At 59.9% G+C, this 23,757-nt stretch carries 16 protein-coding genes; 9 read left to right on the top strand and 7 right to left on the bottom strand.

Features of this window, described 5'->3' with window-relative positions:
- Position 1 precedes the first annotated feature (1 nt).
- From HJW02_RS03185 to HJW02_RS03210, 6 genes are all read left to right on the top strand, one after another.
- Positions 2–607, top strand: a complete 606-nt coding sequence (locus tag HJW02_RS03185) for a polysaccharide export protein (RefSeq protein ID WP_022396234.1) — start codon at positions 2–4, stop codon at positions 605–607.
- A gap of 582 nt (positions 608–1,189) precedes the next feature.
- On the top strand, positions 1,190–1,723 hold the full coding sequence (locus tag HJW02_RS03190) for a helix-turn-helix domain-containing protein (protein ID WP_102722427.1): 534 nt from the start codon (positions 1,190–1,192) through the stop codon (positions 1,721–1,723).
- A 65-nt stretch (positions 1,724–1,788) separates the two neighbouring features.
- Positions 1,789–2,382, top strand: coding sequence for a Holliday junction branch migration protein RuvA (gene ruvA, locus HJW02_RS03195; RefSeq protein ID WP_102714792.1), 594 nt, complete (start codon positions 1,789–1,791; stop codon positions 2,380–2,382).
- Between the two features lie 224 nt (positions 2,383–2,606).
- Entirely contained in the window at positions 2,607–3,632 is a 1,026-nt protein-coding gene (gap, locus tag HJW02_RS03200; protein ID WP_022396231.1) for a type I glyceraldehyde-3-phosphate dehydrogenase, read from the top strand.
- 168 nt (positions 3,633–3,800) lie between these two features.
- Positions 3,801–5,018, top strand: coding sequence for a phosphoglycerate kinase (locus tag HJW02_RS03205; protein WP_102722426.1), 1,218 nt, complete (start codon positions 3,801–3,803; stop codon positions 5,016–5,018).
- Positions 5,019–5,278: 260 nt separating this feature from the next.
- On the top strand, positions 5,279–6,244 hold the full coding sequence (locus tag HJW02_RS03210; RefSeq protein WP_102722425.1) for a hypothetical protein: 966 nt from the start codon (positions 5,279–5,281) through the stop codon (positions 6,242–6,244).
- A gap of 176 nt (positions 6,245–6,420) precedes the next feature.
- Here the strand turns inward: HJW02_RS03210 and HJW02_RS03215 are convergent, their stop codons facing one another.
- Positions 6,421–8,322, bottom strand: coding sequence for a glycoside hydrolase family 97 protein (locus tag HJW02_RS03215; RefSeq protein ID WP_180970974.1), 1,902 nt, complete (start codon positions 8,320–8,322; stop codon positions 6,421–6,423).
- Between the two features lie 414 nt (positions 8,323–8,736).
- Here HJW02_RS03215 and HJW02_RS03220 point away from each other — a divergent pair, with 414 nt between their 5' ends.
- On the top strand, positions 8,737–11,283 hold the full coding sequence (locus HJW02_RS03220; protein WP_180971825.1) for a protein kinase: 2,547 nt from the start codon (positions 8,737–8,739) through the stop codon (positions 11,281–11,283).
- A gap of 142 nt (positions 11,284–11,425) precedes the next feature.
- Here HJW02_RS03220 and mfd read toward each other — a convergent pair whose 3' ends face one another.
- The 4 genes from mfd to HJW02_RS03240 form a co-directional block, all read right to left on the bottom strand.
- On the bottom strand, positions 11,426–14,602 hold the full coding sequence (gene mfd / locus HJW02_RS03225; protein ID WP_180970972.1) for a transcription-repair coupling factor: 3,177 nt from the start codon (positions 14,600–14,602) through the stop codon (positions 11,426–11,428).
- Positions 14,603–14,726: 124 nt separating this feature from the next.
- Positions 14,727–15,911 carry an SHD1 domain-containing protein gene (locus HJW02_RS03230; protein ID WP_022396224.1) on the bottom strand — a complete coding sequence of 395 codons (1,185 nt, stop codon included), beginning with the start codon at positions 15,909–15,911 and terminating at the stop codon, positions 14,727–14,729.
- Positions 15,912–15,946: 35 nt separating this feature from the next.
- Complete coding sequence (locus HJW02_RS03235) at positions 15,947–18,499, bottom strand: MFS transporter (RefSeq protein ID WP_102722421.1); 2,553 nt, start codon at positions 18,497–18,499, stop codon at positions 15,947–15,949.
- 35 nt (positions 18,500–18,534) lie between these two features.
- Complete coding sequence (locus tag HJW02_RS03240) at positions 18,535–19,386, bottom strand: hypothetical protein (protein WP_208050600.1); 852 nt, start codon at positions 19,384–19,386, stop codon at positions 18,535–18,537.
- Positions 19,387–19,669: 283 nt separating this feature from the next.
- Between HJW02_RS03240 and HJW02_RS03245 the strand changes: the two genes are divergently transcribed.
- Entirely contained in the window at positions 19,670–20,503 is an 834-nt protein-coding gene (locus HJW02_RS03245; RefSeq protein ID WP_146018164.1) for a hypothetical protein, read from the top strand.
- Between the two features lie 157 nt (positions 20,504–20,660).
- Here HJW02_RS03245 and HJW02_RS03250 read toward each other — a convergent pair whose 3' ends face one another.
- The gene (locus HJW02_RS03250) at positions 20,661–21,470 is read right to left on the bottom strand and encodes a histidinol-phosphatase (protein WP_022396220.1); all 810 of its coding nucleotides are present in this window, start codon (positions 21,468–21,470) and stop codon (positions 20,661–20,663) included.
- Between the two features lie 141 nt (positions 21,471–21,611).
- On the opposite strand from HJW02_RS03250, the gene HJW02_RS03255 reads away from it, so the two are divergent.
- Positions 21,612–22,703, top strand: a complete 1,092-nt coding sequence (locus tag HJW02_RS03255) for a phosphate acyltransferase (RefSeq protein ID WP_022396219.1) — start codon at positions 21,612–21,614, stop codon at positions 22,701–22,703.
- Here HJW02_RS03255 and tilS read toward each other — a convergent pair.
- Complete coding sequence (gene tilS, locus HJW02_RS03260; RefSeq protein WP_102722418.1) at positions 22,657–23,664, bottom strand: tRNA lysidine(34) synthetase TilS; 1,008 nt, start codon at positions 23,662–23,664, stop codon at positions 22,657–22,659. The two genes, HJW02_RS03255 and tilS, sit on opposite strands and share 47 nt — an antisense overlap.
- Positions 23,665–23,757: the final 93 nt, after the last annotated feature.

Here is a 23,757-nt window from a genome sequence, read left to right on the forward strand (position 1 = left end):
CATGAAAAAATACATTTGTTCCCTCCTTTGCCTCTTGCTGGGTGCGGCGGGGCTGGCGTCCGCCCAGTCTCCGGACGCCGTGCCTGCGCAGGGCACCATTGAAATTCAGGTGCGCGGCATTCCTGCGGATGACGCTACGGCCATTTCCGGCCAGTATCTGCTGGACGGCAACGGGACGATACGCATGCCCCAGCTTCCGCCGGGCCACGACGTGCTGCGCGTGGTAGGCAAGACGGCGCGCCAGATTGAAGATATGCTGATGGCCGCCTATAAGAAGGCGGAATTGTACACGGCCCCCACCTTTCTGGTGAAGGTGCAGAGTTCGGACGCGCGGCTGACGGAGCACATTGTGCTGGTGAGCGGCGGCGTAGCCATGAAGAAAAACGTCCTGTGGCGGCGCGGCATGACGCTTCTGGAAGCGATTGTGGGCGCGGGCGACATTACGGACTGGGGTTCCCGGTACGTGCAGGTGACGCGCGGCGGAAAAACCGTGACGTACGATTACTTCTCCATCAAGGACAGGGCGATTCCCATTCAGCCCAATGACCGCATCTTCGTTCCCCAGCGCGGGATTTTTGAAGGGCGGCCCGCGAAGCTCCTGCCCTGAAACATTCTTTTTTCACGCCCGGCTTTCCATAGGGAAGCCGGGTTTTTTATTGCCCCGGTTCCCGGAAAATCCATGGAATGCCGGAAAAAACACGTGGGCCGGCGTCCGGGATGGGAACAGGCCGGTGGGAGAATGGAACGCGGAAGGCCTGTCATGAAATTTCCCAGGCCCTTTTCTGGAAATGGGCCGTGCATGCGTGGAACCGTATGGTAGAATCATAGCGGGAAAAAAGTTTTCCCTTGAACCGTACGGCGCCAGTAAAAACGCTGGTGGAAGGGGTTTTTTCCCTGTGCCCGTGAACCTCTGTATTCACCGGAACGGAAGGCCTGCGGGGCGGAAAGAGTTGAGGAACATGCTGTTTCCGCCGGGGGCGTAGGCCCTTTTCCCGTGATTGGCTGATACGGCCTCCGGGCATATATTGTGATGAAATGAGTTCAGTATGAATGTAAAAAACAGAAAAACAAAGAAAAATGTTGAACATTCTTGGACTCAATGCATTTTTGGAATCTTCCAAAAATGTTAGAGTTTCGTGCGGAATGTCTGCATGGAGCTTCGCAATCCCAATGTAAAAACTCATTAACCATGATATACCATTTTAAGAAAACATTCATCGGAGTAGGAGGACGGGAGTACATTAACAATCCCAAGCTGAGCTTCCCGGAACATGTGAAAATCCGCCGTCGGGGAACGAATCCCAAATCCGGCCAGCCTTATGCGGAAGCGGGCAGCGCGTTCGTGGAAACGTCCTCCATCGCCTCGCGGCTCTGCTGCAGCGCGTCCGCCGCCCGCCAGTACCTGCACCGTCACGGAGCCCGCTTCCGCGTGGTCCGCAAGGGTACGGGTTCCCTGGCCCTGTACTGGCGGCGTGCGGATGTGGACCGGATTCTCGCCCGGCGGGAGCCTGTACGCCGCCGCGTGCCACCGTGCTACATGGACATGGCCGAGGCTATCGATATGCTGGGGGTGGTGCGCAGCTACATTTACAGGCTCGTGAAAAAGGGGCTGCTGCGCGAATACCGGTGCCGGATGAAGACCGCCCGCGGCCTCCGGGTGCGCTGTTTTTATCACCGGGAGGACCTGGAGCATATCAGGCTGCACGTGCTCCAGAAAAGATGATGGGGCCGGTTTCCGCAGATGCGTTTTTGGCTTGAGCGCGGGCCGGATTGTGTCACGTTATGGGCATGATAGCTTTTCTGCGCGGCACGGTGGCGGAATCATATCCCCAGCGGTTGATTCTGGATGTTCATGGCGTGGGGTATGAGGTGATTGTGCCCCTCTCCACCTTTGACAGGCTGAACCCTCTTCCCGGCAGGGAGCTGACGCTGAAAACCTACCTGCATGTCCGGGAGAACATGCAGGTGCTCTACGGCTTTGCCACGGATGCGGAGCGGGACATTTTCCTGCTGCTGATCGACCGCGTTTCAGGCATCGGCCCTGCCACGGCCATCGCCATTCTTGGTTCCCTGTCCGTGGAGCAGTTCAAGCAGGCGGTGGTGAGCGGGGACGTTTCCGGCATTGCGCGGGCCAAGGGCGTGGGCAAGAAGACGGCGGAACGCATTGTCCTGGAGCTGAAGGACAAGGTGGGACTGGCCGCTACGTGGGAGGCCCAGGCGCAGGGCGCCACCTCCCAGGCAGCGGGGGATGCGGAGCTGGCGTTGATTGCGCTCGGGTTCAAGCAGGTGGAGTCCCGCAAGGCGATCGCCGCCCACCTGAAAGACCATCCGGACGCGGATGCGGACGAACTGATCCGCGCCGCCCTGCGCTCCATGAACTGACCGTCTCCCCCACCCGGGGACCGGCTCCGCAAGCATTTGACTTCCATGCGGGAGCATGCCCGCGGGCAGGGCTTCCCGCGGTCCGCGCAGGCGCGGGAGCATACTGCCATGATGGGGGAACAATAGTGTTGACGGCTGGTTGAATCGTTTTTAAACTTACGGCGTCCATGGTACTTAAATAAGTCCGGGACTAGTAATTAATCAAATCTGAAGCCCTCAATCTTATGGCCAAATATGCTATTAACGGTTTTGGACGTATTGGTCGCAACGTACTGCGCGCCATGTCCAAGGAAGAACGCAACAAGGTTGTTGCCATCAATGACCTGACCCCCATTGAAATGATCGCCCACCTGCTCAAGTATGACTCCACGCAGGGCAAGTTTGACGGTGAAATTTCCATTGATGGAGAATATCTGGTCGTTGACGGTCACAAGATCCTCATCACCGTGGAACGCGACCCCGCCAACCTTCCCTGGAAGAAGCTGGGCGTAGACGTCGTTCTGGAATCCACCGGCCTGTTCACCAAGCGTGACGCCGCCAAGAAGCACCTTGAAGCCGGCGCCAAGAAGGTGCTCATTTCCGCTCCCTCCCCGGATCCTGACCTGACCTTCGTTCTGGGCATCAACGACAGCGAATACGATCCCGCCAAGCACGACATCGTTTCCAACGCTTCCTGCACCACCAACTGCCTCGCTCCCATGGTGAAGGTGCTGGACGACAAGTTCGGCATTGAAAAGGGCATGATGAGCACGATTCACTCCTACACGAACGACCAGCGCATCCTGGACCTTCCCCACTCCGATCCCCGCCGCGCCCGCGCCGCCGCGATCAACATCATCCCGACGACCACCGGCGCCGCCAAGGCCATCGGCGAAGTGATGCCGAACCTGAAGGGCTCCCTGAACGGCGCTTCCTTCCGCGTGCCGACCCCGACCGGTTCCCTGACCGACTTCGTGGCCGTTCTCAAGAAGAACGTGACCGTGGAAGAAGTGAACGCCGCCATGAAGGAAGCCGCTGAAGGCCCGCTGAAGGGCATTCTGGATTACTCTGAAGAAGCCCTCGTTCTCCAGGACATCGTTTCCGACCCCCACTCCTGCATCTTTGACTCCGGCTTTACGTATGTGGTCGGCGGCAACCTGGTGAAGGTCTGCGGCTGGTACGACAACGAATGGGGCTACTCCAACCGCGCCGCTGAAGCCATGAAGAAGCTGGGCGACAGCGTGAGCTGCGGCTGCTCCTGCGGCAAGTAAGTTCTTCTGAACAACGCTTGCTCTTCAGTTGCACGACAAGTCTTGCCGGTTGCCTGCTTCAACCTTCCGGTTCCTGAACCGGGTTTGTCCAGGCGGCCGGGGATTTATCCGGGAGGGCAGAAATGCCCTCCCTTTTTTATTCCATTGAACCAAACAATATAAACCGATATGGCTAAACTTACTGTACGTGACCTTGATGCCAAGGGAAAGGAAGTCCTGATGCGCGTGGATTTCAACGTCCCCCTCAAGGATGGGGAAATTACCAATGACGCCCGCATCGTGGCCGCCCTCCCCACCATCAAGTTCCTGCTGGACCAGGGCGCCCGCCTTGTCCTCACCTCCCATCTGGGCCGTCCCAAGAACGAACCCGATCCCGCTTTTTCCCTGAAGCCCGTTGCCGCCCGCCTTTCCGAACTGCTCGGCAAGGAAGTGAAATTCGTTCCCGCCGCCATCGGCCCGGAATCGGAAGCCGCCCGCGCCGCCATGAAGGACGGCGACGTGGTCCTGCTGGAAAACGTCCGCTTCTATCCCGGTGAAAAGAAGAACGATCCGGAATTTGCCAAGGCTCTTCTGGGCAATGCCACGCTGTTCGTGAACGACGCGTTCGGCACCGCCCACCGCGCCCACGCTTCCACGGAAGGGGTGACGCATTTTGCGGAAAAGAGCGCCATGGGCTTCCTGATCGAACGCGAACTGGAATACCTGGAAGGCAAGCTGGAAAACCCGGAAAAGCCCTTCGTGGTAATCATGGGCGGCGCCAAGGTGTCCGACAAGATTGAAGTGCTTTCCAAGCTGATGGAAAAGGCTGATACGTTCCTGATCGGGGGCGCCATGGCCAACACGTTCCTGGCGGCTGAAGGGTATGACCTGGGCGCTTCCAAGATTGAAGGCGACAAGCTGGACCTGGCCCGTGAAATCCTGGCGGAAGCCAAGGCCAAGGGCGTGAAATTCCTGCTTCCTGCGGACGTGCGTGTAGCCATGAAGTTTGAAGACGGCGCTGAAACCTTCTGCACGGCTCCCTTCGCGGAAGGCGGCAAGGTGCCGGAAGGCGGCATGGCCATCGACATTGGCGACAAGGCTATTGAAGAATTCTCCGCCATCATCAAGGACGCCAAGACCGTTCTGTGGAACGGCCCGATGGGCGTGTTTGAAATGGACTGCTTTGCCAAGGGCACCAAGGAAATTGCGGAAGCCCTGGCGGATTCCTCCGCCATCTCCATCGTGGGCGGCGGCGATTCCGTGACGGCGGCCAAGAAGTTCAAGGTCCAGGACAAGCTTTCCTTCTGCTCTACGGGCGGCGGCGCTTCCCTGGAACTGCTGGAAGGCAAGGTGCTTCCCGGCGTGGGAGCCCTGACCGACAAGTGCGGCTGCTGCTGCCAGAAGTAACCGTTCACGGCCGGCGGATCGTTTTCCGCATGGTGCCTTGAATGAACCTTTTCATTCCCCGTGCCCGTCTCCGGGTGCGGGGATTTTTTTGCTCCCTGCTGACGCGGCGCAAACTGCGGAAGTTTGCCGGCTCCCGTGGTTTAAGGGAAACCCGTTCGTGCTCCGGTGGCTGCCGGTTCCGGAGAGGGGGATGCAGGGAAAGGCGGCACAGTCCTTTTTTGAGCTTGCTCTGGGTGTGGCCCGCGCTAGGCTGGACATGTATGAAAATGCTGCGCAGCTTCCTGGCCGTGTTCCTGTTGTGCTCTCCCGCGCTTGCGGCGGACGCCTCCGTTGCGGGGAAGAAGGAGCATGGGGGGTATCCGGCCCGGTACATGCTTCTGGAATCCTCGTCCCGCAACAGCCAGAGCCTGTCTACGCCCGTGGCCGCGTATGTGAATGACGAAGGCGCGGAAGTGGCGCTTATCGGGGCCATTCATGTGGCGGAGGCTGATTATTATGCCCGGCTGAACAAGCTGTTCGGCAGTTATGACGTGCTGCTGTTTGAAATGATCGGCGGGGAGGGGCTTCGGAGGGAGGAGGAGCTCCGCCGTAAAATAGACCGCAATAAGCCTATGGGAGGGCTGACGCTGGAGGAGGCGCGGGAATGGAACCGGATGGTGGAGTGGAGGAAGAGAGCCGCCCTTGAGGAAAAGTCTTTTTTGCTGGGGCTGCTGGGAAGCGCGTACCGGGAATTGAGCGCCGCGCTGGGCCTTCAAACCCAGCATCAGGGCATTGATTATTCCGCGCCCCATTTTATCCATGCGGACATGACGCTGGCGGAATTCCGGCAGGCGCAGGCCAGTAAGGGAGAAAACTTCGCCAGCCTGATGCTTAAATCCATGCTGTCCTCCCTGGTGGAGAAGCCCGGGGCGTACCAGCCGAATGAATTCGGCATGATGGTGGATTTGCTTGCCGGGAACAAGGCGGGACTGAAGAATGAACTGATGCGCATTTTTGCCCATGCTCCGAATGATTTGGAGGATACCGTGATTCTGGAAGGCCGGAATTCCAAGTGCATGGAAGTATTTGACCAATGGCGCGGCAAGGGCGTTCGCAGGATAGGCATTTTTTATGGCGCGGCCCATCTTCCCGGCCTGCACGGAGCTCTTCTGGAACGCGGCTACCGCCTCCGGGACGTGCAGTGGCTCCCGGCGTGGAGCACCATGGAGAAGGCTGGCCAGGACTGACCCTTTTGCCGTCTTTTCCGGTCTTTCCGCGGGTAATGAAGTTGGTGACTGCCGGAGGCCGTAAATGATGGGAATTCTCCCTTTCCGGAAAGGCCGCTTCAAATGGAAAGGGAGAAGAGGAAAATAGCCTCTTCCCCTTTCCTGATGAACTCCCGTTGAGCAGACGGAAGGGAACGCTACTTTCCGGCGGGGACCAGGCGGGCAATGCCGCCCCCCTTGACGCGCATGGTGAAGGAAAGGGTGCTCCCGGAATGGAGTTCCCGGTTTTCCACCTTCCAGCCGTCGTTCTTTTCCGGCAGGTCGCGGAGGATGGTGGCCCGGTACGCGGTGTTCCTGTTCAGGAAGTCCAGGGGAATGGAAACGGTGCGTTCCCGTCCGTCCCCGTTCATCAGGGCAATGTACCACTGGTCCCCGGAACGCCGGGCAAAGGCGGCGCATTCCCCGATGGCGGACGGCGGCAGGACGATGGTCTCATCCCATACGGAGGGAATGTTCCGGACGGCTTCCCGTTCCGGGGAGCCTTTCGGGAAGGCGGCTTCCATGTCTGCGGGGTTGGATACCCAGTGGAGGACTGGGGACGTATAAATGATATTGGCCGCCATCTGGAGGGGCCAGGAAGAGCCGCGCAGCTTGGGCCCGTGGCCGAAGTAGCCGCCAGTGAAATCGGCGTGGCCGGAGACCAGCCGGGTGAAGGGCAGTGCGCAGTAGTGCCGTCCGCCGATGGCGGCCCAGATGTTCTGTTCCCCGCCGTAGATGCCTTCCCGGCTCATTTCATGCGGCCAGGAGCGTTCTTCCCCCGTGGGGGTATTGGCGCCGTGAAAGTTGACCATGAGCTTGTTTTTAGCCAGGTTTTCCGCGACGGCGTCATAAAAGGCCAGGCGTTCCCGGGAGGCGGAATCCATGAAATCTATCTTGATTCCCTTGATGCCCGTTTTGGCAAGGCTGCTGAAAAAGCTGCGCATGCTTTCCCAGTCGTTGGCGGGGTTGTTGACGTCTGACCAGCGCACCCATACCCAGATGCCTACTTGTTTGCCGGCGGCGTAGCTGGCCAGTTGAGCCACCTTGTCCATGCTTTCCGGCACGGTTTTGCCCCATTTCTTCCATCCTTCGTCAACGAGGTGGTATTCCCAGCCGAATTCGGAGGCCATGTCGACAAAGGCGTACTGGTCCTCTTCACGGACGTTTCCGCGGTCCCACCAGGTCCAGGTGGAGCGGCCCGGCTTGATCCAGGGCGTTTTGGCTCCTTCAGGAAAAAGGTTCCTGTCCGGTTCCGGAGCCAGGGAAGGGATGACGTCGTTCCGGACCAGGCCGTTCAGGTCGTCGTTCACCAGGATGACCCGCCAGGGCATCTCTGCGGAAGAGGGGGCGGAAAAGCCTTCCGGGTCCTGGAAATATACCGTCCTGCATGCGCCGTCCTGAAGGGAGAATTTAATGCCGCTCCACTGCCTGTTGAAATTGGCGGCTTCCTGGATGAGGGCGAAGCCTCCGCCCGGCAGTTCCGCCGCAACCGGCATGGTGCGGACATGGCTGCGGGGATTGCCGGGGTCTTTCTTGAAATCGGCTATTCTGGAAGGAGACCAGACTCCCTCGCAGGGACCCAGTGCGGAAGCGGAGTCCTGGGTCCACAGGACGGCTTTTTCCGGGAAGGCGAACGACGTTTTTTCTTCCCCGATGTTCAGCACGGGCGCTTTTTGCATGTCTTCCGTCCACTCGTAGCGGAAGGCGACTCCGTTGTTGAAAACGCGGGCGCGGAGGCGGAGGCCGGAATTATCCCCGGAAACCACGTATTCGTTGAAATGGACGGAAGCGGAGGGGTATTTGCCGCGCGTTTCAAAGGTGTCGTGGATGTTGTCCTTCACTTTTTTCACGCTCCATCCCGTAATGCCTCCGGCAAGGTCCTTGCCGTTCACCACGATGCCCAGGCCGGAGGGCTCCAGAACCGTCCTGTTTCCCTTTTTCAGGGAATGGGCGGCCCGGTTATCCGCGTGGAGCATCCAGGACAGACGGCCGTCCGGGGATTGCAGAGAGGCATGCAATTCTCCCGCCTGTCCGGAACCGGGCAGGAGGCATCCTGCCATATTGCTGAAAATAATGAGAGATTTTACAATCATATCTTTGTCAGAATACGTCCATCTTGGCCCGTTTATTGCAAAAGTATGTTTTGGAAGGGCGGCAGCCAGCGCATCTACTTTCCGGAATGGGGGAAAAGGCCCTCCCTGCGTGAAGGCCGGGTGGTTCTCCGTTAAATCCGTGGAAGCCGTGAGCTGTTCATGAAGATGAAAAATGGCGGATGTCTTGTTTCCCGTGCAAGAGGTTATGGAGAAATAACCAACCCGGTGAGCGGCAAAAGAATAATCTTTACAAATTAGGTGGAAAAGATAAAAGTAATTTCCTGATCAGATATTAGGATGGAGAGTTGCGGCTCAAATAGTGTTCCCGATTTTCACCATGCGGCAGTTCCGGGAAAAGATGCTCATTTGAATAATGTTTCCGTGCATGGATCCAAATTGACCCCTCCCTCTTCCTGGAACGAGTTTTCCGTTTATTCCAAAGAACTCCCGGACGGAGCGACGTTGGAGCATTATAAAATATTGAAGGTGCTGGGAAGCGGCGGATTCGGCATTACCTATCTGGTCCGGGACTTGATGCTGAAGAGGAAAGTGGTTTTAAAAGAGAATTTTCCTTTTTCCTATGCTTACAGAGATCCGTTTACGGGGCGCGTGGTTCCCAATAATGAGCATGACGCCGAGTATTTCAAGTGGACCCTTTCCAACTTTTTGAATGAAGCCCGCATTCTTGCGAGGCTGGATTCTCCAGGTATTGTCCGGGTTCTTTCCGTTTTTGAGTGCAACGGCACGGCTTATTTTTCCATGGATTATGTTCAGGGGCTTCCTCTGGATTACCTAGGAGAACAGCAGCTGCTTGCCGGAAACTGTTATTCGGAAGCCAAGTTGAAGGGATTGCTGATGCACATCCTCCAGATTTTGGATTACCTTCATAAAAAAGGCATCTGCCACAGGGACATCAAACCGGGAAATATATTGCTTACACAGGAGGGAACTCCCGTTTTCGTGGATTTCGGCGCGTCGCGCCACATGGAGAGCACCCATACCCAGACTGTCCTGACGACTCATGGCTTTTCTTCTCCGGAACAGGCTCTCGGCAGGAAAAACACGGGACCCTGGAGCGACATTTATTCCCTGGGCGCTACGTTCTATTCCCTGCTGAAGGGGGGTGCGCCCCCCAGAGGAGAGGAGCGGCTGATCCACGATACCATACAGCCTTTGGCATTGTCCGCGCCCTTGTCCTCTCATTATTCGAAAAATTTTCTCAGGACCATAGACAAGGCCCTTTCTCCTCGGGTGGAAGATCGTTATAACTCCGCGGAAGAGTGGATGAAGGATCTGGGAGTGGAAGGAGGGGCGCTCTCAACCATTAAGTTCTCCAGTGAGGAGTTCAAGTCCGCCCGTAAGCGTTTTTTCAATCTGTTTGCCTTGTCTTCTTCCCGCATCATGTCGGAAGGGCAGGAAAAGTGGGGGGCCGGATGGAGGAAGGTGCTGGGGCTCTTCGTTGTTGCGGGCGTGATTGGCGCAACCCTCGGCTATTTTGTTTATGACTGGGGAGGCGGCCCGGAGGAGGACGATGCTTTAGGGCTTCGCTTTCCCAGTGTAATGTCCACCCCCATTCCCCAGATTATTTCAGAATCCAGGGGCGTTTCCTTGCTGAGTCCCGTGGAACGTTTTGACGTCAGGCTGGATAGTCCGTCTTTGTCGCGCCATGCTCTTCCATCCCTGCTTCCCGACCGCTTTTCCCTTGCGTGTGTCCATTTGAGAGTGCTTCAGGAAGACAAGATGTGCCCGCCCCTGTATTTGACCATACGTGATGAGGAGGGAAAGCTGGTTTCCCGGTCTCTCAACGGTTTTTCCTTCACCTTGATCGAGAGTCCTGTGCTCACCGGGTTCCGCTTTGTGGATCTTCCGGCGCTGAATGTGGATGCGCCTTACAGGTTCAGTTTTGAAACCAAGGATAATGTTCCTCATCCGCTGAAGGTTGTTTCTTCCCAGGTTACGACGCTGGAGAGCGGGAAAACCGTGAGGCCCCATTTTAAATTCATTTGCGCGATGTATGACTCCGAGGTGAGAGATTCGCTGAACAGGCCGGAAAACGGCAGGATCCGGGAAATGCTCATCGCCTCCCGGAAAAGGAACCGTACGGAAATTGATTCCATCGTGCTGACGGAACAGGAGAAGACGCAGGTGCGGAAGTTCGCCAAGGCGGGGTATCCCGCCGCCCAGTATAAAATAGCCCGTCTCATCTTTGAACGGGATGGGAGATACGGAGAGGAAGGAGGCGCCTGGCTTTATAAGGCGGCCATGGGGGGCTTTATTGTGGCGCAGAGGGATCTGGCGTTTCTTCTTGTGGGGGGCAAGGAATTTTTCCCGGATATGCTTCAGTGCCCGGTCAGCCTGTCCCAGAACTATTCTCAGGCGGTTGATTTCCTTCTGATGTCCTTTGCCGCGCAGGATCCTTCCGTGCTGTATATGCTGGGTGTCTTGTATTCCCAGGGGTGGGGGGTGGAATATTCCGCGGAGATGGTCGCGCGCCTGTCCAGGCTGTTGGCCGGTTCCGGTTACGACCTGTCGCGGCTTACCTTGTCGGCCCCCATTTTATCCCATTGGGAGCTTCTGGGGCAGAAGGAGGAAACCTATACGAGGATGCGCTGCTCCATTCCCGGCAGGAAGATGAGCCAGTTTTCAGGACTGCGGCTGGTACGGACCTCCGTGGAAGGGGGAAGTATCCTTATTGACAAGGTGATTCTGTTGCGGAACGGGCAGGAGGTCATGTCCCGTTCTTTCCGTACGGCCCTTACCCGGGAGTCTCCCGTCCTGGAGGTCTCCATAAACATGGAGGATTACGCAAAGGAAATGGACAGTTCCGAATGGTCGATAGAGGTCATCATGGCTCCGGCCAATACGTCCGGCATCATGGAAATGATGAGGAAGAAGGAGTTTTCCGGCGCGGAAGAGCTGCGAATTTGATGGAAGGATTTTACCACGGGAAAGGAGAGAACGCGGCATGCGGTTTCCGTCCGTTATCGGAAGCCGTTCGGGGCGGAAGGCCCCGGCGCCGGGGCCTTCCTGTTTCCGCTGGATGGCCCGGCCGGGAAGGCTGTGGCGCGGTTTAGATGTTCTTCAGCATTTCCAGCGCTTCCCGTAGCTTGTCTGCGGGAGAGACGCCTGCCAGCCGCGGAAATTTGTTGGACAGCAGGATAAAATCCCCGTTCCTGGTGAGCATCAGGCGCTGTCCGCTGATTTCCACCATGGAGATGTTTGCTTTGGAGGCCAGTATCTTGATTTTGTGGGAATCCAGCAGGTGATGCACCGTTTCCGGTGCAGGGCCGAAGCGGTCTTCCCACGCGCGGAGCAGGGCGTCCGCCTCCTTCAGGGTGCGGACTGCCGCCAGGTCCTTGTACGCGGAAATGCGCAGGGCTGCGTCGCTGATGTAATCCCGGGGCAGGAAGGCGCCCAGATAATCCTTGCGGGATTTGGCGGCGAACTGCGTCTCGCTGTTCACGATGAAATCCGTTCTCAGGGCCGCGTCCGGCCGGGGGGCCGTGTGCCTGCCCTGCATGTGGGCGATGGACTGCTGGAGAAGCTGGCAGTACAGGTCAAAGCCGATGGCGGCAATGTGGCCGCTCTGCTGGGTGCCCAGCAGGTTGCCCGCGCCGCGTATTTCCAGGTCCCTCATGGCTATCTTGAAGCCGGAACCCAGCTCCGTGTACTGCTTGATGGCGGAGACGCGCTTGCGGGCGTCTCCCGTGGTGGCGGCGGACCTGGGGAGCATGAGGTAGGCGTAGGCCCGGTGCCCCGCGCGGCCCACGCGGCCGCGGAGCTGGTAGAGGTCCGCCAGGCCGAAGCGGTCCGCGCGGTCAATGATGATGGTGTTGGCGTTCGGGATGTCGATGCCGGATTCGATGATGGTGGTTGCCAGCAGGATGTCCGCCTTCCCCTGCACGAAGGTGCGCATGACCTTCTCCAGCTCGTCCTTGGGCATCTGTCCGTGGCCGATGACGATGCGGGCCTTGGGCACCAGGGCCTGGATGCGGTCCCGGAACAGTTCGATGGTTTTGACGCGGTTGTGCAGCAGGAAAATCTGGCCGCCGCGTTCCAGTTCGCGCTCCATGGCCTTCTTCATGATGCGTTCGTCATAAGGGCATACGCTCGTCTGCACGGGCTGCCGGTTGACGGGCGGCGTTTCAATGGAGCTCATGTCCCTCGCTCCCATCAGCGCAATGTACAGGGTGCGGGGAATGGGCGTGGCGGACAGCGTGAGCACGTCGATGCCTTTGAAGCGTTCCTTGAATTTCTCCTTGTGCCTGACGCCGAAGCGCTGTTCCTCGTCAATCACCACGAGGCCCAGGTTTTTAATGGACACGTCCTCGGAGATGAGGCGGTGCGTGCCGATGACGATGTCCACGGCCCCGGACTTAAGCCCTTCCAGCGTAGAGCGGACGTCCGCCGCGCTGCTGAAGCGGCTGAGCATTTCAATCCGCACGGGGTATTCGCTCATGCGCTCTTTGAAGGTGCGGAAGTGCTGTTCCGCAAGCACGGTGGTGGGCACCAGCACGGCCACCTGGCGGCCTCCCGTCACGCATTTGAAGGCGGCGCGGATGGCCACCTCCGTCTTGCCGAAGCCCACGTCTCCGCAGATCAGGCGGTCCATGGGGCGGGTGGCTTCCATGTCCGCCTTCGTCTGGGCGATGGCGCGGAGCTGGTCCTGGGTCTCCCGGAAGGGGAAGGAGCTTTCAAACTCCCACATCCATTTGCTGTCCGGAGGGTGGCTGTAGCCCTTTCCGGTCTGGCGTTCCGCCTGCACGTTGAGGAGCTGGGCGGCGTAGTCCGCCACGGAGCGTTCCGCGGACTTTTTGGCGCGCTGCCATTTGGAATCCCCCAGCTTGTTGAGTTCCGGCGTCTTGCTGCCCAGCCCTATGTACCGTGAAACCAGGTGCGCCTGGCTGAGGGGGACGTGCAGGATCGTATTGTCCCGGTAAAGGATGTTCATTTCCTCGTCTCCGGAGTCCGGAGAGGTGGAAATGTTGATGAATTTGCCGATGCCGTAGCTGGTGTGCACCACCAGGTCTCCGGGGTTGATGTCCTTCAGGGAGGCCTGCGCGCGGGCCTTGCGGGCCTTGTCCTCCCGGCTGGCGCGGCGGCGCGCCGTGGCGGACTGGTACCTGCCGAACAGCTCCGAGGAGGAGAGAACGGCCGTTTTTGCCCCCGGAATGCTGAAGCCGCCGGGCAGGTCCCCGCGCAGGGCGGTGATGGACAGCAGCGCGGGCGTTCCGGCGCAGATGTCCCGGAAGCGCTCTTCCTCCCCTTCGTTGGGAAAAAACATGCTGACGTTCCATTTCCGGTCCAGCCATTCTCGGATCTGGCGTTCCGCCAGCTCCCGCCGGATCTCCTGCATCACGAAGTCCCCGGCGTCAAAGCTGCCCAGGGGATTGTCATGGATGGCCAGGGAGAAGTCCTCCTCCCCCTCCGCGTTCTCCGGCGGTGCGGTGAGGATGCACACGTTCCCCCGTTCCTTGCAGAAAGGGGCCGTAATGACCAGGTCGCCCGGCTTGATCCAGGCCCGCAGGGTTTCCACGCCTGCCGCTTCCGTCAGGACGAGGTTGACGTGCTCCGTCTTCCGGAAGGAAATCTGGGAGTCCACGTCAAATTCCCGGATGGATTCAATCTCGTCGTCAAAAAACTCCAGGCGTACGGGATGGGAGGACTGGAGCGGGAAAACGTCCAGAATGCCGCCGCGGCGGGACCACTGCCCGCGGGAAATGACCTGAGGAACGCCCTCGAACCCCTCCTCCTCAAACAGCCGTATCAAATCGTCAGGGGCGTGCGTTTCTCCCGTTTTCAGGGTCATTCCCTGGTTCTGCATGCCGTCGGGGGAGGGAACCTCGTCATTCAGGCTGCCTTCCGTCAGAACGACGGTTTGCCTGCCCACATGGCCGGAAGCGATGCGGTGAAGGACGTTCAGCCGTTCCGCGGCAAGCTCCGGGTCTCCCACTTCCTCCCCCAGGGCCACCTCTTTTTCCGGGACGAAGAGGATGTTGCGCACTCCCCATGTTTCCAGTTGCGCGGCAAGGGATTCCTGCGCGCGCAGATGGGGCGCGATCACCCAGGCCCGGGCGGTGTCCGGAATGGTCCTGATGCACAGGGCCGCCACGAACGGAACCCCGGGCAGGGAGGTATGGTCGAAAACCGCCTGTTCCTCCGTGCCCAGTTTCGCGAGTTCCCGGTGAAAGGGTGCGGTGCGGGCCACCCTGTCCATCAGGGCGGTTATGGAAGCGTCTTCTGCCATGCGTGTCTGATAGCCCCTGCTGGTGGAAAGTGTGCCGCCTTTCCCTGCCATGTCAACGGTTTTTCAGGGCACAGACTGTCCTCCGGCCATTGACGGAAGCGTCTTTCCGCATGCGCGGCGCGGGTCAGGAGGAGGAGCGGAAGCGGATTTTAACGCCGGCCTTGCGCCATTTCTGTTCAATCTCCTTGGCCAGCTCCTCATAGCTCCGGCCATCAAGGAGGAGCTTTTGCGCTTCTTTTTCACTGCTGCCGGACTGGATGGCCTTCATGTAGTTCTTCACGCGCTGGGCGTCCCCCTTGCCGTCCATGTGGTAGAAATAGTAGGCCATCAGGGCGGCCAGGCCGTAATTCAGGTTGGCGTTCTCTCCCGTGAACTGGGAATAGGGCATGTTCATGTAGGACTCCAGGCTGGGCGCCTCAAAGTCGTCCCCCAGGGCGCGGCCCCCCGTATTTTTCTTGCCGTATTCCGTCACGCGGGAGACAATGTGGGAACGGTTGGCCCCGAAGTTGAAGCGGCCTCCGGAATACGGGGTCATCCCCATGTATTCCGCGGAGCCTTCACAGAACCAGCTTGCCTGCTTGGCCTCCGGGGACATGAGCTGGTGCGTCAGTTCATGGATGAGGGTGGAGGAATCCTTGTCGCGGTCAATGATGTACGTGCTCCCCATGGTCTTGACGCCCAGGGAATCAAACGGGACCAGGATTTTGCCGCGATCTCCGCTGCGCGTCGTCCCCAGGAAAATGCCTGCCGTGCCTTCACGGCCTCCGTTTTCCAGGTACGTGCTGAACTTTTCGTACAGGTAGGCGGGGAATTTGGCGGAATCGTCGTGAGGGGGGATGTTGCCGATGGGAAGCGTTTTGTTCGCCAGGTGGGTGGCCTCGAAGAGAAGGCCCAGGCGCTTGATCATGCCGGCGCCCAGCTTGGCGTCGCAGATGAAGCGGAAATGGGGCGTTTCATAAATATACTCCCCTTGTTCCTCCTTGATGGTTTCCACCTTGAAATTGTCCTGGCATTTGACGGTCCTGGGCCATGGCAGGTGGTAATTGTCCGCGGGATTGGAGGAGGCAGCCCCTCCCTTTCCCCGGGCCGCGATGAAATCCCTGTCTTCCCGGGAAAGCTGGGCGAGGGGGATGGAGACGGTTTGGCCGCCGGAGCGTTTCAGCACGGCTTTCTGGCCGTCCAGCCTGACGAACTCGGCTTCCAGGCTTTTCCCCTGGACGCTGGTCCAGGTGCGCCCCTGCGCGAGGGGAAGGAAGGAGAGGGAGCACAGGGCTCCCGTCACCAGGTACAGGCATGCGGGATTCTTCATAAGGCTGGAGTTGGGGATATGAAAGAAAGTTGCTGTTAATGTTTGGGCCGCGGCAGCATCAGGAGCAGCAGTCCGCAGAGCAGCATCAGGCATCCTGCCGCCGCCAGGGTGGTGGTCAGCGGAACGCCCTGGTCCTTGAACCATCCCCCGAAGAAGGAGATAAGGGCGCCCACGCCCGCGGACGTGAGGTTGAGGAGGCCATAGCCGGTGGCGGAATAACGCTCGTCGATATGGGAGCGTAGCACAGGCATGAGGGTGGCGTCCAGCGATCCCTGCGCCAGCCCCTGCGTGGCGACGAGGCCCAGCATGAGCACGAGGGGAACCGCAATGTCCCAGCCGAAGATGCCGGGCAGCAGCGCCAGGACCACCAGCGGGCCGGATATGGTGAAGGTGATGCCGGGCACCAGGGCGCGGGCGCGGGCGTTGCGCCGGTACCACATGTCCGCCAGAATGGCGCCGCCCAGCACGGCCACGTACTTGGCTACGGAGCTCCACAGGGTGGCGGCGGGGCCTGCCTCCGCGGAGGAAAGCTGGTATTTATCCTGAAGCAGGGTGGGGTACCAGGTGAGCAGGAACCAGTTCCCGGCGCCTGCAAAGGCGACCACGGCCAGCAGCATCCACATGGGGCGGCCGCTCAGCAGGCTGGAAAGCACGGCGCCGGTGGAAAGATTGGACGCGGGTTCCTTGATGGCCCGTTCGTCATTGTCCACATTGATCAGGACCGTTTTTTCCTTGGGTTCGGACGGCTTTTTGGCCTGCGCCGTATCCGCAGGGGCCTTGGCCGGGTCTTTCAGGAACAGGATGAGGACGATGGCATACGCCACGCCGATCAGGCCGAACAGGGCGAACGTCATGCGCCAGCCCGTCCATGAAGCCATGGTGGCCCCGAAGCCGGCCACGGCCATGCCCACGTAAATGCCGCTCATGTGCAGCCCCGTGGCGATGGAGCGCGTGCTGCCCCGGTGGTAGTCCGTAATCAGGGCCAGGGCGGCGGGGATGTAAAAGGCCTCACTGATGCCCATGGCGCCGCGCGCGATGAGCAGGGACGTGTAATCCTCCGCATGGCCGGTCCACCAGGTGACCACGGACCAGACGACGAGGGAGCAGAGAATCATCAGGCGGCGGCTGTAGCGGTCCGCCAGGAAGCCGCCCACCGGGCTGAGCAGGGCGTAAATCAGCAGGAAAACGGAGGTGACCATGCCGAACTGGGCTTCCGTCTGCGGAATGTCCCGGACGATGGGTTCATGCAGCGCGGAAAGGAGCTGGCGGTCAAAATAGTTCAGCATGACCACGAACCACAGGACGATGACGGCCACCCAGGCCCACAGGCCCGGCCTGGTGTTCGGGTCCGTGACGGCGGAAACATTTTTAACGCCGTTGCGCACGGCGGAAACGATGATGATCGCCATGACGATGACGGTCAGGATGAGAACGGCGTAATCAACCGTGCTCATTTTAAAATGGTACCCTGCGGAGGCGGAGGCGTTCACGGGGGTCCGGACGCCCGGGGCGGTTTCCCCGCTGATGGTCATGATCTCGGAACCCTTCACGACGGCGGGCGCGGTGGCAATGCCGACGGGCCACTCCCCCTGGTGCGTCCATTTGTTTCCGATGACGTCATAAACCAGGATGTCGCGGGACTGCACCACGGGCTTGGACGGGTCCGGCGCGTTGCCGCGCTTGTCCCCGCCGATGAGGATGATGGAATTTTCACGTACCGGGGCGGGGCCTGCGGCGGCGGCTACGGGCGTTCCCGGTCCGGCAGGCTGCTGTTTGCCCGCGGCTCCCCATTCGGCGGGATCGTTGGACGTCATGTCGTAGCCGATCATGTCGGAAAGGTACGTTCTGGCGGTTTCTCCGGCGGCATCCCTGGACAGGGTGCAGCCGCCTGCGATGAACAGGGTGCTGTCACAGACGGCGGCGGTGGAGAGGATGCGGCCCGCACCGGGGAAGGGCGGGAGGGACGCCCATTTCATTTTGGCCGTATCCGGAGTGGTGTCCAGCATGTAGATGGTATTGAGGGCGGCTTCCGGCTGGTCGCTGTCCCGTCCGCCGATGACGAACAGCTTGTTTCCGTGAGCGGCGAAGGCGGCTTCCGTAACGGGGACGGGGAGGGGAGGAAGCTTTTCCACGGAGCCGTCCGCCTTGATCAGCAGGGCGTCTTTCAGGATGCCTTCCGCATTATGGCCTCCGGCTACCGCCAGCCCCTTGCCTACGCTTGCAAAAGCCGCGTAACCCAGCGGAGCGGGCAGCGTCCCCGCCTTGCTCCATTGGCCGTTGCGGAGTTTGAAAATATCCTGGTGGTACGCCTTAGGCCCGCGTTCTTCCGGCGTTGAGGCTCCCGGAGCGGCCTGGGGGAAATTGGCGCCCCCTGCGGCGATGATGGACTGGGTACCGTCACTTTCCGTAACGGTTCCAGCCGCCATTCCAGCGCGGCCCGCCGGGTCCGGCAGGTCTGGAATGGCTCCGGCCGGGTGTACATCCACGGAAAAAGAGGCGTTGGCAGCGGGGGCCGCAATCAGCAACAGGGCGGCGAAAGCGGAGCCGCATGCCCTGGAAAACCGGGTAAGGTGACGTGAAATGTGCATATGCTGGAAGATAGGGATGGGATGTGGGTGAAAAATCAGGAAAGGGTGATGCTCCACACTTCAGGGGAGCGCCTGCCGGGTTTAAGTTCTCCGTTCACGGCTGCAAAACGGCCCTGCCACGCGCAGCACGGAAGGACCGCCCTGGGCGCCGCGATGGGCCCTGCGTCGTGCCATTCCATGGCGGCTGTATCCAGGCACAGAGACTGGTTGTTGAAGCCGGGGTTGGTCTGCGGGGTATACTTCTTTCCGGAGCCGTCGTCCCCGCCCAGCAAATAAATCACGCCGTTCCGGGAAACCGGGGCCGGGGTGGGGGCCGCGGCGATGGCGTAAGGCATCTCCGGCAGGCGCGTCCATCCGCGTTCCGGCGTGAAGCTCCAGGCTTCCGTCAGCAATTCCCGGACCTGTTTGCCGTCCTCCTCCCGGAGGCCGATGCCGCCGAGCACGTAAAGGACGCCGTCCGCCGCGGCCATCTGGTGCAGGAAGCGTCCGCGGCCCGGCAGCGGGTCCAGCTCCTGCCAGCCCCGTTCCGGCCCGCGTGCGTCCAGCATGAAAACCCGGTTGGTGCAGTCCTGCTCCCCGGGGCGCTCACAGCCTCCCGTAAGATAAACCTTGCCGTCCAGAACGGCGGCGGCCGTGTAAGCCAGGGCTATGGGAAGGGGAGGGAAGGGAGTCACAGTGACGGCTCCGTCCGCAGTGCTCAGCAGGTAAACGTCCTTCCGGTGGCCTTCCTTGCCGCAGCCGCCGATGCACAGCAGGCCTTCCCTGGTGCTGGCGGAGGCTCCGTACGCGTAAGGCGCGGGGAGCGTTCCTGCCTCCGTCCACCCGTTCTCCCCCGGAGACAGCGTGAAAATGCGGTCCGTCCACGTTTTGGCGCCGCCTTCAAGCATGGGTTTGTCCGGGAAATTGGTGCCTCCGGCACAAATCATTGTTTCTCCGCATGTTCCGGCATACATGCCGGCGAAACCTTCCGGATCGGGAAGAGAGGGTAAAGGGGACCAGGATGAAGAATAGAGACTCATAACACGTGTAAATGACTCGCGTGATGCTAGCGAAAACCGGGCCGCGGCGCCAGTATTAACCTCTGGTTCTATTTTTTTTGAATAAATTTCTTTCCCCACGCCTCTTACCAACGTAGAAGAGGAGAATCATATGAAGCCTGGAACCTGTTTTTTGATGTTGTGCGCCCTGCTGCCTGCGGCCCTGGCGGAAAAAATGACCCTGCGGTCCGGCAGGGTGCTGGAAGACGCCAGCGTGGTGTCTTCCGGAGACGACTTTGTCAGCGTCCAGTACACGGACGGGGTGGCCAAGGTCTCCTACAAAGAGCTCACGGATGCCCAGCAGAAGGATTACAGGATGACGCCGGAGGACGTGAAAGCCAGGCTGGACCAGCGGCGCCTGGAGGACGCGGCGCGCAGGAAAAAGGCGGAAGAGGCCAGAAAGGCGGCTGATGAAGAAGCCAGGAAAATCAGGGAATCCCTGTCTGAAGCGGAGCGGCATCCCCGTTATCTGGAAGGAGCGGATATCTCCCGCATGTTTCTGCTGCTGGGGGAACTCTCCCAGGTGGAGGCGGAAGTCATGGCCCTGCAATGGAATGCCCTGGAAGCGGACCGCGTGGGACTGCCGGAGGATGCCCGTACCTTCCGTGCGAGGATGGGAACCTATCAGGAACAGGTGAACGCCATCCGTAAAAAAAGGGAGACCGCCGAACAGTACTGGCAGGATTTGGAAAAGAAATACCTGGCTCTGAAGGACGGAACCCAGAAGAAAATTGCGGACTTGAACAAGCAGGTTTCCCAGTTGCAGGGGGAAGTAAGGGAGGTGGCCAGCCAGCCGAGAACGGAGCGCATCATTGTCCCTCCGATTATCAGGACGTGGAACTATCCGCCGCCGCCCGTCATTATCCGGCCTTCCCCCCTGCCGCCAAGGCCGCATCCCGTCCCTCCCCGCCCCGTTCCACCGCGTCCAATGCCTTTGCCTGTGAAGCCTAGCTTGTACGGTGGTTGAAAGTGCGTCCGCGGGTTCCTCATCTTCTTCCGGAAAGCGTGCGCCAGCCTCCGCAGCAAACGGGCTGCCGGAACAGAAAACTCAAGGCACGGGCTGCCCAGGCGGCAGACGCCACGGCCCCGGGAAGCATTCCCTTCCCGCAGAGGAAAGGGGAAGGTCAGATTCCGGGCAGGGGATACAGCTCCATGCGGCCCTCCTGGAAGGAGGCCAGATGCGTGAAGCCCGTCTGGCGGGCCAGTTCCGCGGCGCGCTCAAAATCCCGGCCCACGTCCTCCGGCTTGTGGGCGTCTGAGCTGATGGTGAGGGGAATATTCATCTCCGCCGCCATCTTTAAAAACTGCGCGTCCGGATACTGTTCGGCGCACTTGTTGCGCCAGCCGGCGGTATTAAGCTCCAGACAGGCGCCGGACTCCTTCATGGCTTCCAGAGACGGTTCGTAATAAGGACGCAAATCTCCGGAAGGGCGGAAGCCGAACTTCTTGATCAGGTCTGCATGGCCCATGATGTGGAACAGGCCTGAAGCCGCCATGTCCCGGAAGCGTTCCCAATACTGCCTCCATGCGTCCTCCACATCCGTCCGGTTCCAGAAATCCATCTTGTAGGGATTGTCAAACTCCTCCTTCTCCCCCAGATAATGGACGGACCCGATCAGGTAATCCCATGCGTGCAGGCTCTGCAAGTGCTCTATCCATGGCCCAATGCCGGGAAACCAGTCGCATTCCAGCGCGGCGCGGACCGTCAGGCGGTGCGGTGCGGCGCATTCCCGGGCCTCCGTGAGCCAGTCCAGATAGGCCGGCATGTCCGCCTGCTTCATGCGCCAGTCGTCAAAAGGCTCCCCGGGCATTGGGGCGTGATCTGAAATGCCGTATTCCCGGAGGCCGGCGCGGACGGCTGCCTGCACATATTCCTGCGGAGTGCCGGAGGCGTGCAGGCACAGGGGGGTATGGGTATGGTAATCGCAGTACATGGAGGAATGCCCATGTTAGCATGGCGGCGCGGGCGGTTCAACCCGGAGGACGTATTTGCCGATTATTTGCCGTCTTTGACATTATGGGTTGATTTTATGGACAGGATTTTTTAGAGTCGCGTTAAATAGGACACGTGACATATGAGTGATTGGCAAGGCTTTTCCCCGCTGAATGATTTTACAGGACCGCTCCTGGACAACCTGAAGCGTCATCCCAAGCGCATCGTTTTCCCGGAAGGGGAGGATGTTCGCGTGCTGCGCGTGTCCGAACGCTTCGTGGCGGAACAGGCAGGCGTGCCCATCCTTCTGGGCAGGAAGGAAGTCATCAGGAGGATGGCGGAAATGAACGGAATTTCCCTGAAATTCGTCCGCATCATTGAGCCGGAAAAAAGCTCGGACCTTCAAATGTTCTGCGACCGCTATGAACGGGCGGAACAAATGTTCGGCAACGGATTGCCCATGAACACCCGTGAAATCGTCTCCGAGCCGGTCCACTTTGCCGCCATGATGGTGCTTTACGGCCAGGCGGACGCCATTGTGGCCGGGAACATGAAAAGGGTGGCTTCCGTCTTCCGCGCCGTGAACAAATACCGGCAGGAACCCGTTCCTACCAAGCCCCTCTTTGCCATCTCGATCGTTCTCGTTCCCGAATTTGCCAAAAAATTCGGCGGCCGCGGCATCTACTTCCTGGCGGATACCGGGGTGACCCCTGATCCCACCGTGGAAAACATGGCCTACTTTGCCGTGGAAACGGCCAAAATGGCCCGCCACATGCTTGGCAAAAGCGTTCGCGTCGCCATGTTGAGCGCCTCCACCGCCGGGTCCGTGCCGGAACTGGCTGCGGACCGCACCAGGGCCGCTACCGCGCTGGCCCGGAGCATGGTGCAGAAGGACTGCCTGAACAATGAAATCTCCGTGGAAGGGGAAATCCAGATTGACGCCGCCCTGTCCCCGGACTCCTACAGCGTGCGCGTTCACCGCAACTCCATGCTTCAGCCCAGTGACGTGTGGGTCTTCCCGACCCTGGACGCCGCGGACATCTCCAAAAAGCTGCTCTGCATGATGCCCTCCGTATACAACTATGGCCTCATTCTGGGAGGGCTGCTCTTCCCGATTGCCCAGCTCCCGCGGCTGACGGATGAAGACAGGATGTTCGGCACCGCTCTGGTGGTGGGGAATGAAGCCATTAAATTCCACCTGCTGTACCCGCAGGGGGTTGCTCCCCTTTATTGATTGGGCACGGCGCATCCGTGACCATCAGGCGCTTCTCCTTGCGTACGGCCAGCTTGCCGCCGGGCAGGGAAGTCCGGGAAGGACCGTCCGTATCCAGAATGCTCATCACCCGGAGCACGGCGTCCTCCGTCAGGTCCGGAATATGCTGCCGGCGCAGGTAATCATGCACGGCGCATTGCCTCAGCTCCGCGGGAAGCTGGTTGACCTTGGGCAGGAACAGGCGCCCCTGGGGGTCTGCCAGATTCATGGAATCCAGCGCCTGGGAAAGCGCCGTGCGGATTTGGTTCTCAATGCGGCAGGCGCGTGAAAAGGAAAGGCTGGTGTCTCGCTGGAACAGCGTGTCCAGCCTGGGAATGACCTCATGGCGCAGGGCGTTCCTGGTATACTCTGCAGACTGGTTGCTGGAATCCTCCCGCCATGGAATATGGCGATGCTCCAGGTAGGCGGTAATATCCTTCCGGGAAAAATCCAGCAGGGGGCGTACGACAGTCAATCCGTTGGCCCAGGTGGAAACGGGTGACATGCCGTGAATGCTGGAAGCCCCGCGGCACAGGTGGAGAAGGGCTGTCTCCTGCTGGTCGTTCCGGTGGTGGGCCAGGGCCACGAAAGCCCCCGGATAGCCGGCAGCCCATTTCAGGAACAAGGCCTGCCGGGCATCCCGCGCCGCTTCTTCAATGGAAATTCCACGCGAACGGGCCATGCCGCGGACGTCCGCCCGTTCCTGGACACAGGGAACCCCCAGGCAGGCGGCGTACCGGCATACGAACTGTGCCTCCTCCTCCGCCTCCGGGCGCAGCCCGTGATTCACGTGGCAGGCAATGAGGTGGCATCCCGGCATTTGGGAAAGCAGGGAAAGCAGCGCCATGGAATCCCGTCCGCCGCTGATTCCGGCAAGGACGGGACGGCCGGAGCGGAGAAGCTCCGCAGACTGCTTGTCAAAATGGTCTGGTGTCAACGTCATGCTGCCGCCAGTGAAGCAGGAAAAAGGGGCAAAGAGAAGCCTGCAAATAAAAAACCCCGCTTTCCGGAAAGGAAACGGGGTTGGAAAACTGTT

Source organism: Akkermansia sp. GGCC_0220 (assembly GCF_017566105.1).
Taxonomy (GTDB): domain Bacteria; phylum Verrucomicrobiota; class Verrucomicrobiia; order Verrucomicrobiales; family Akkermansiaceae; genus Akkermansia; species Akkermansia massiliensis.

Coding starts and splice junctions, on each gene's coding strand:
- HJW02_RS03215 (WP_180970974.1), bottom strand. CDS start 8,322: ATGGCAGGATGCCTCCTGCCCGGTTCCGGACAGGCGGGAGAATTGCAT.
- HJW02_RS03205 (WP_102722426.1), top strand. CDS start 3,801: ATGGCTAAACTTACTGTACGTGACCTTGATGCCAAGGGAAAGGAAGTC.
- HJW02_RS03230 (WP_022396224.1), bottom strand. CDS start 15,911: ATGAAGAATCCCGCATGCCTGTACCTGGTGACGGGAGCCCTGTGCTCC.
- ruvA (WP_102714792.1), top strand. CDS start 1,789: ATGATAGCTTTTCTGCGCGGCACGGTGGCGGAATCATATCCCCAGCGG.
- HJW02_RS03240 (WP_208050600.1), bottom strand. CDS start 19,386: ATGCTTGAAGGCGGCGCCAAAACGTGGACGGACCGCATTTTCACGCTG.
- HJW02_RS03185 (WP_022396234.1), top strand. CDS start 2: ATGAAAAAATACATTTGTTCCCTCCTTTGCCTCTTGCTGGGTGCGGCG.
- HJW02_RS03190 (WP_102722427.1), top strand. CDS start 1,190: ATGATATACCATTTTAAGAAAACATTCATCGGAGTAGGAGGACGGGAG.
- tilS (WP_102722418.1), bottom strand. CDS start 23,664: ATGACGTTGACACCAGACCATTTTGACAAGCAGTCTGCGGAGCTTCTC.
- HJW02_RS03235 (WP_102722421.1), bottom strand. CDS start 18,499: ATGCACATTTCACGTCACCTTACCCGGTTTTCCAGGGCATGCGGCTCC.
- HJW02_RS03210 (WP_102722425.1), top strand. CDS start 5,279: ATGAAAATGCTGCGCAGCTTCCTGGCCGTGTTCCTGTTGTGCTCTCCC.
- mfd (WP_180970972.1), bottom strand. CDS start 14,602: ATGGCAGAAGACGCTTCCATAACCGCCCTGATGGACAGGGTGGCCCGC.
- HJW02_RS03250 (WP_022396220.1), bottom strand. CDS start 21,470: ATGTACTGCGATTACCATACCCATACCCCCCTGTGCCTGCACGCCTCC.
- HJW02_RS03255 (WP_022396219.1), top strand. CDS start 21,612: ATGAGTGATTGGCAAGGCTTTTCCCCGCTGAATGATTTTACAGGACCG.
- gap (WP_022396231.1), top strand. CDS start 2,607: ATGGCCAAATATGCTATTAACGGTTTTGGACGTATTGGTCGCAACGTA.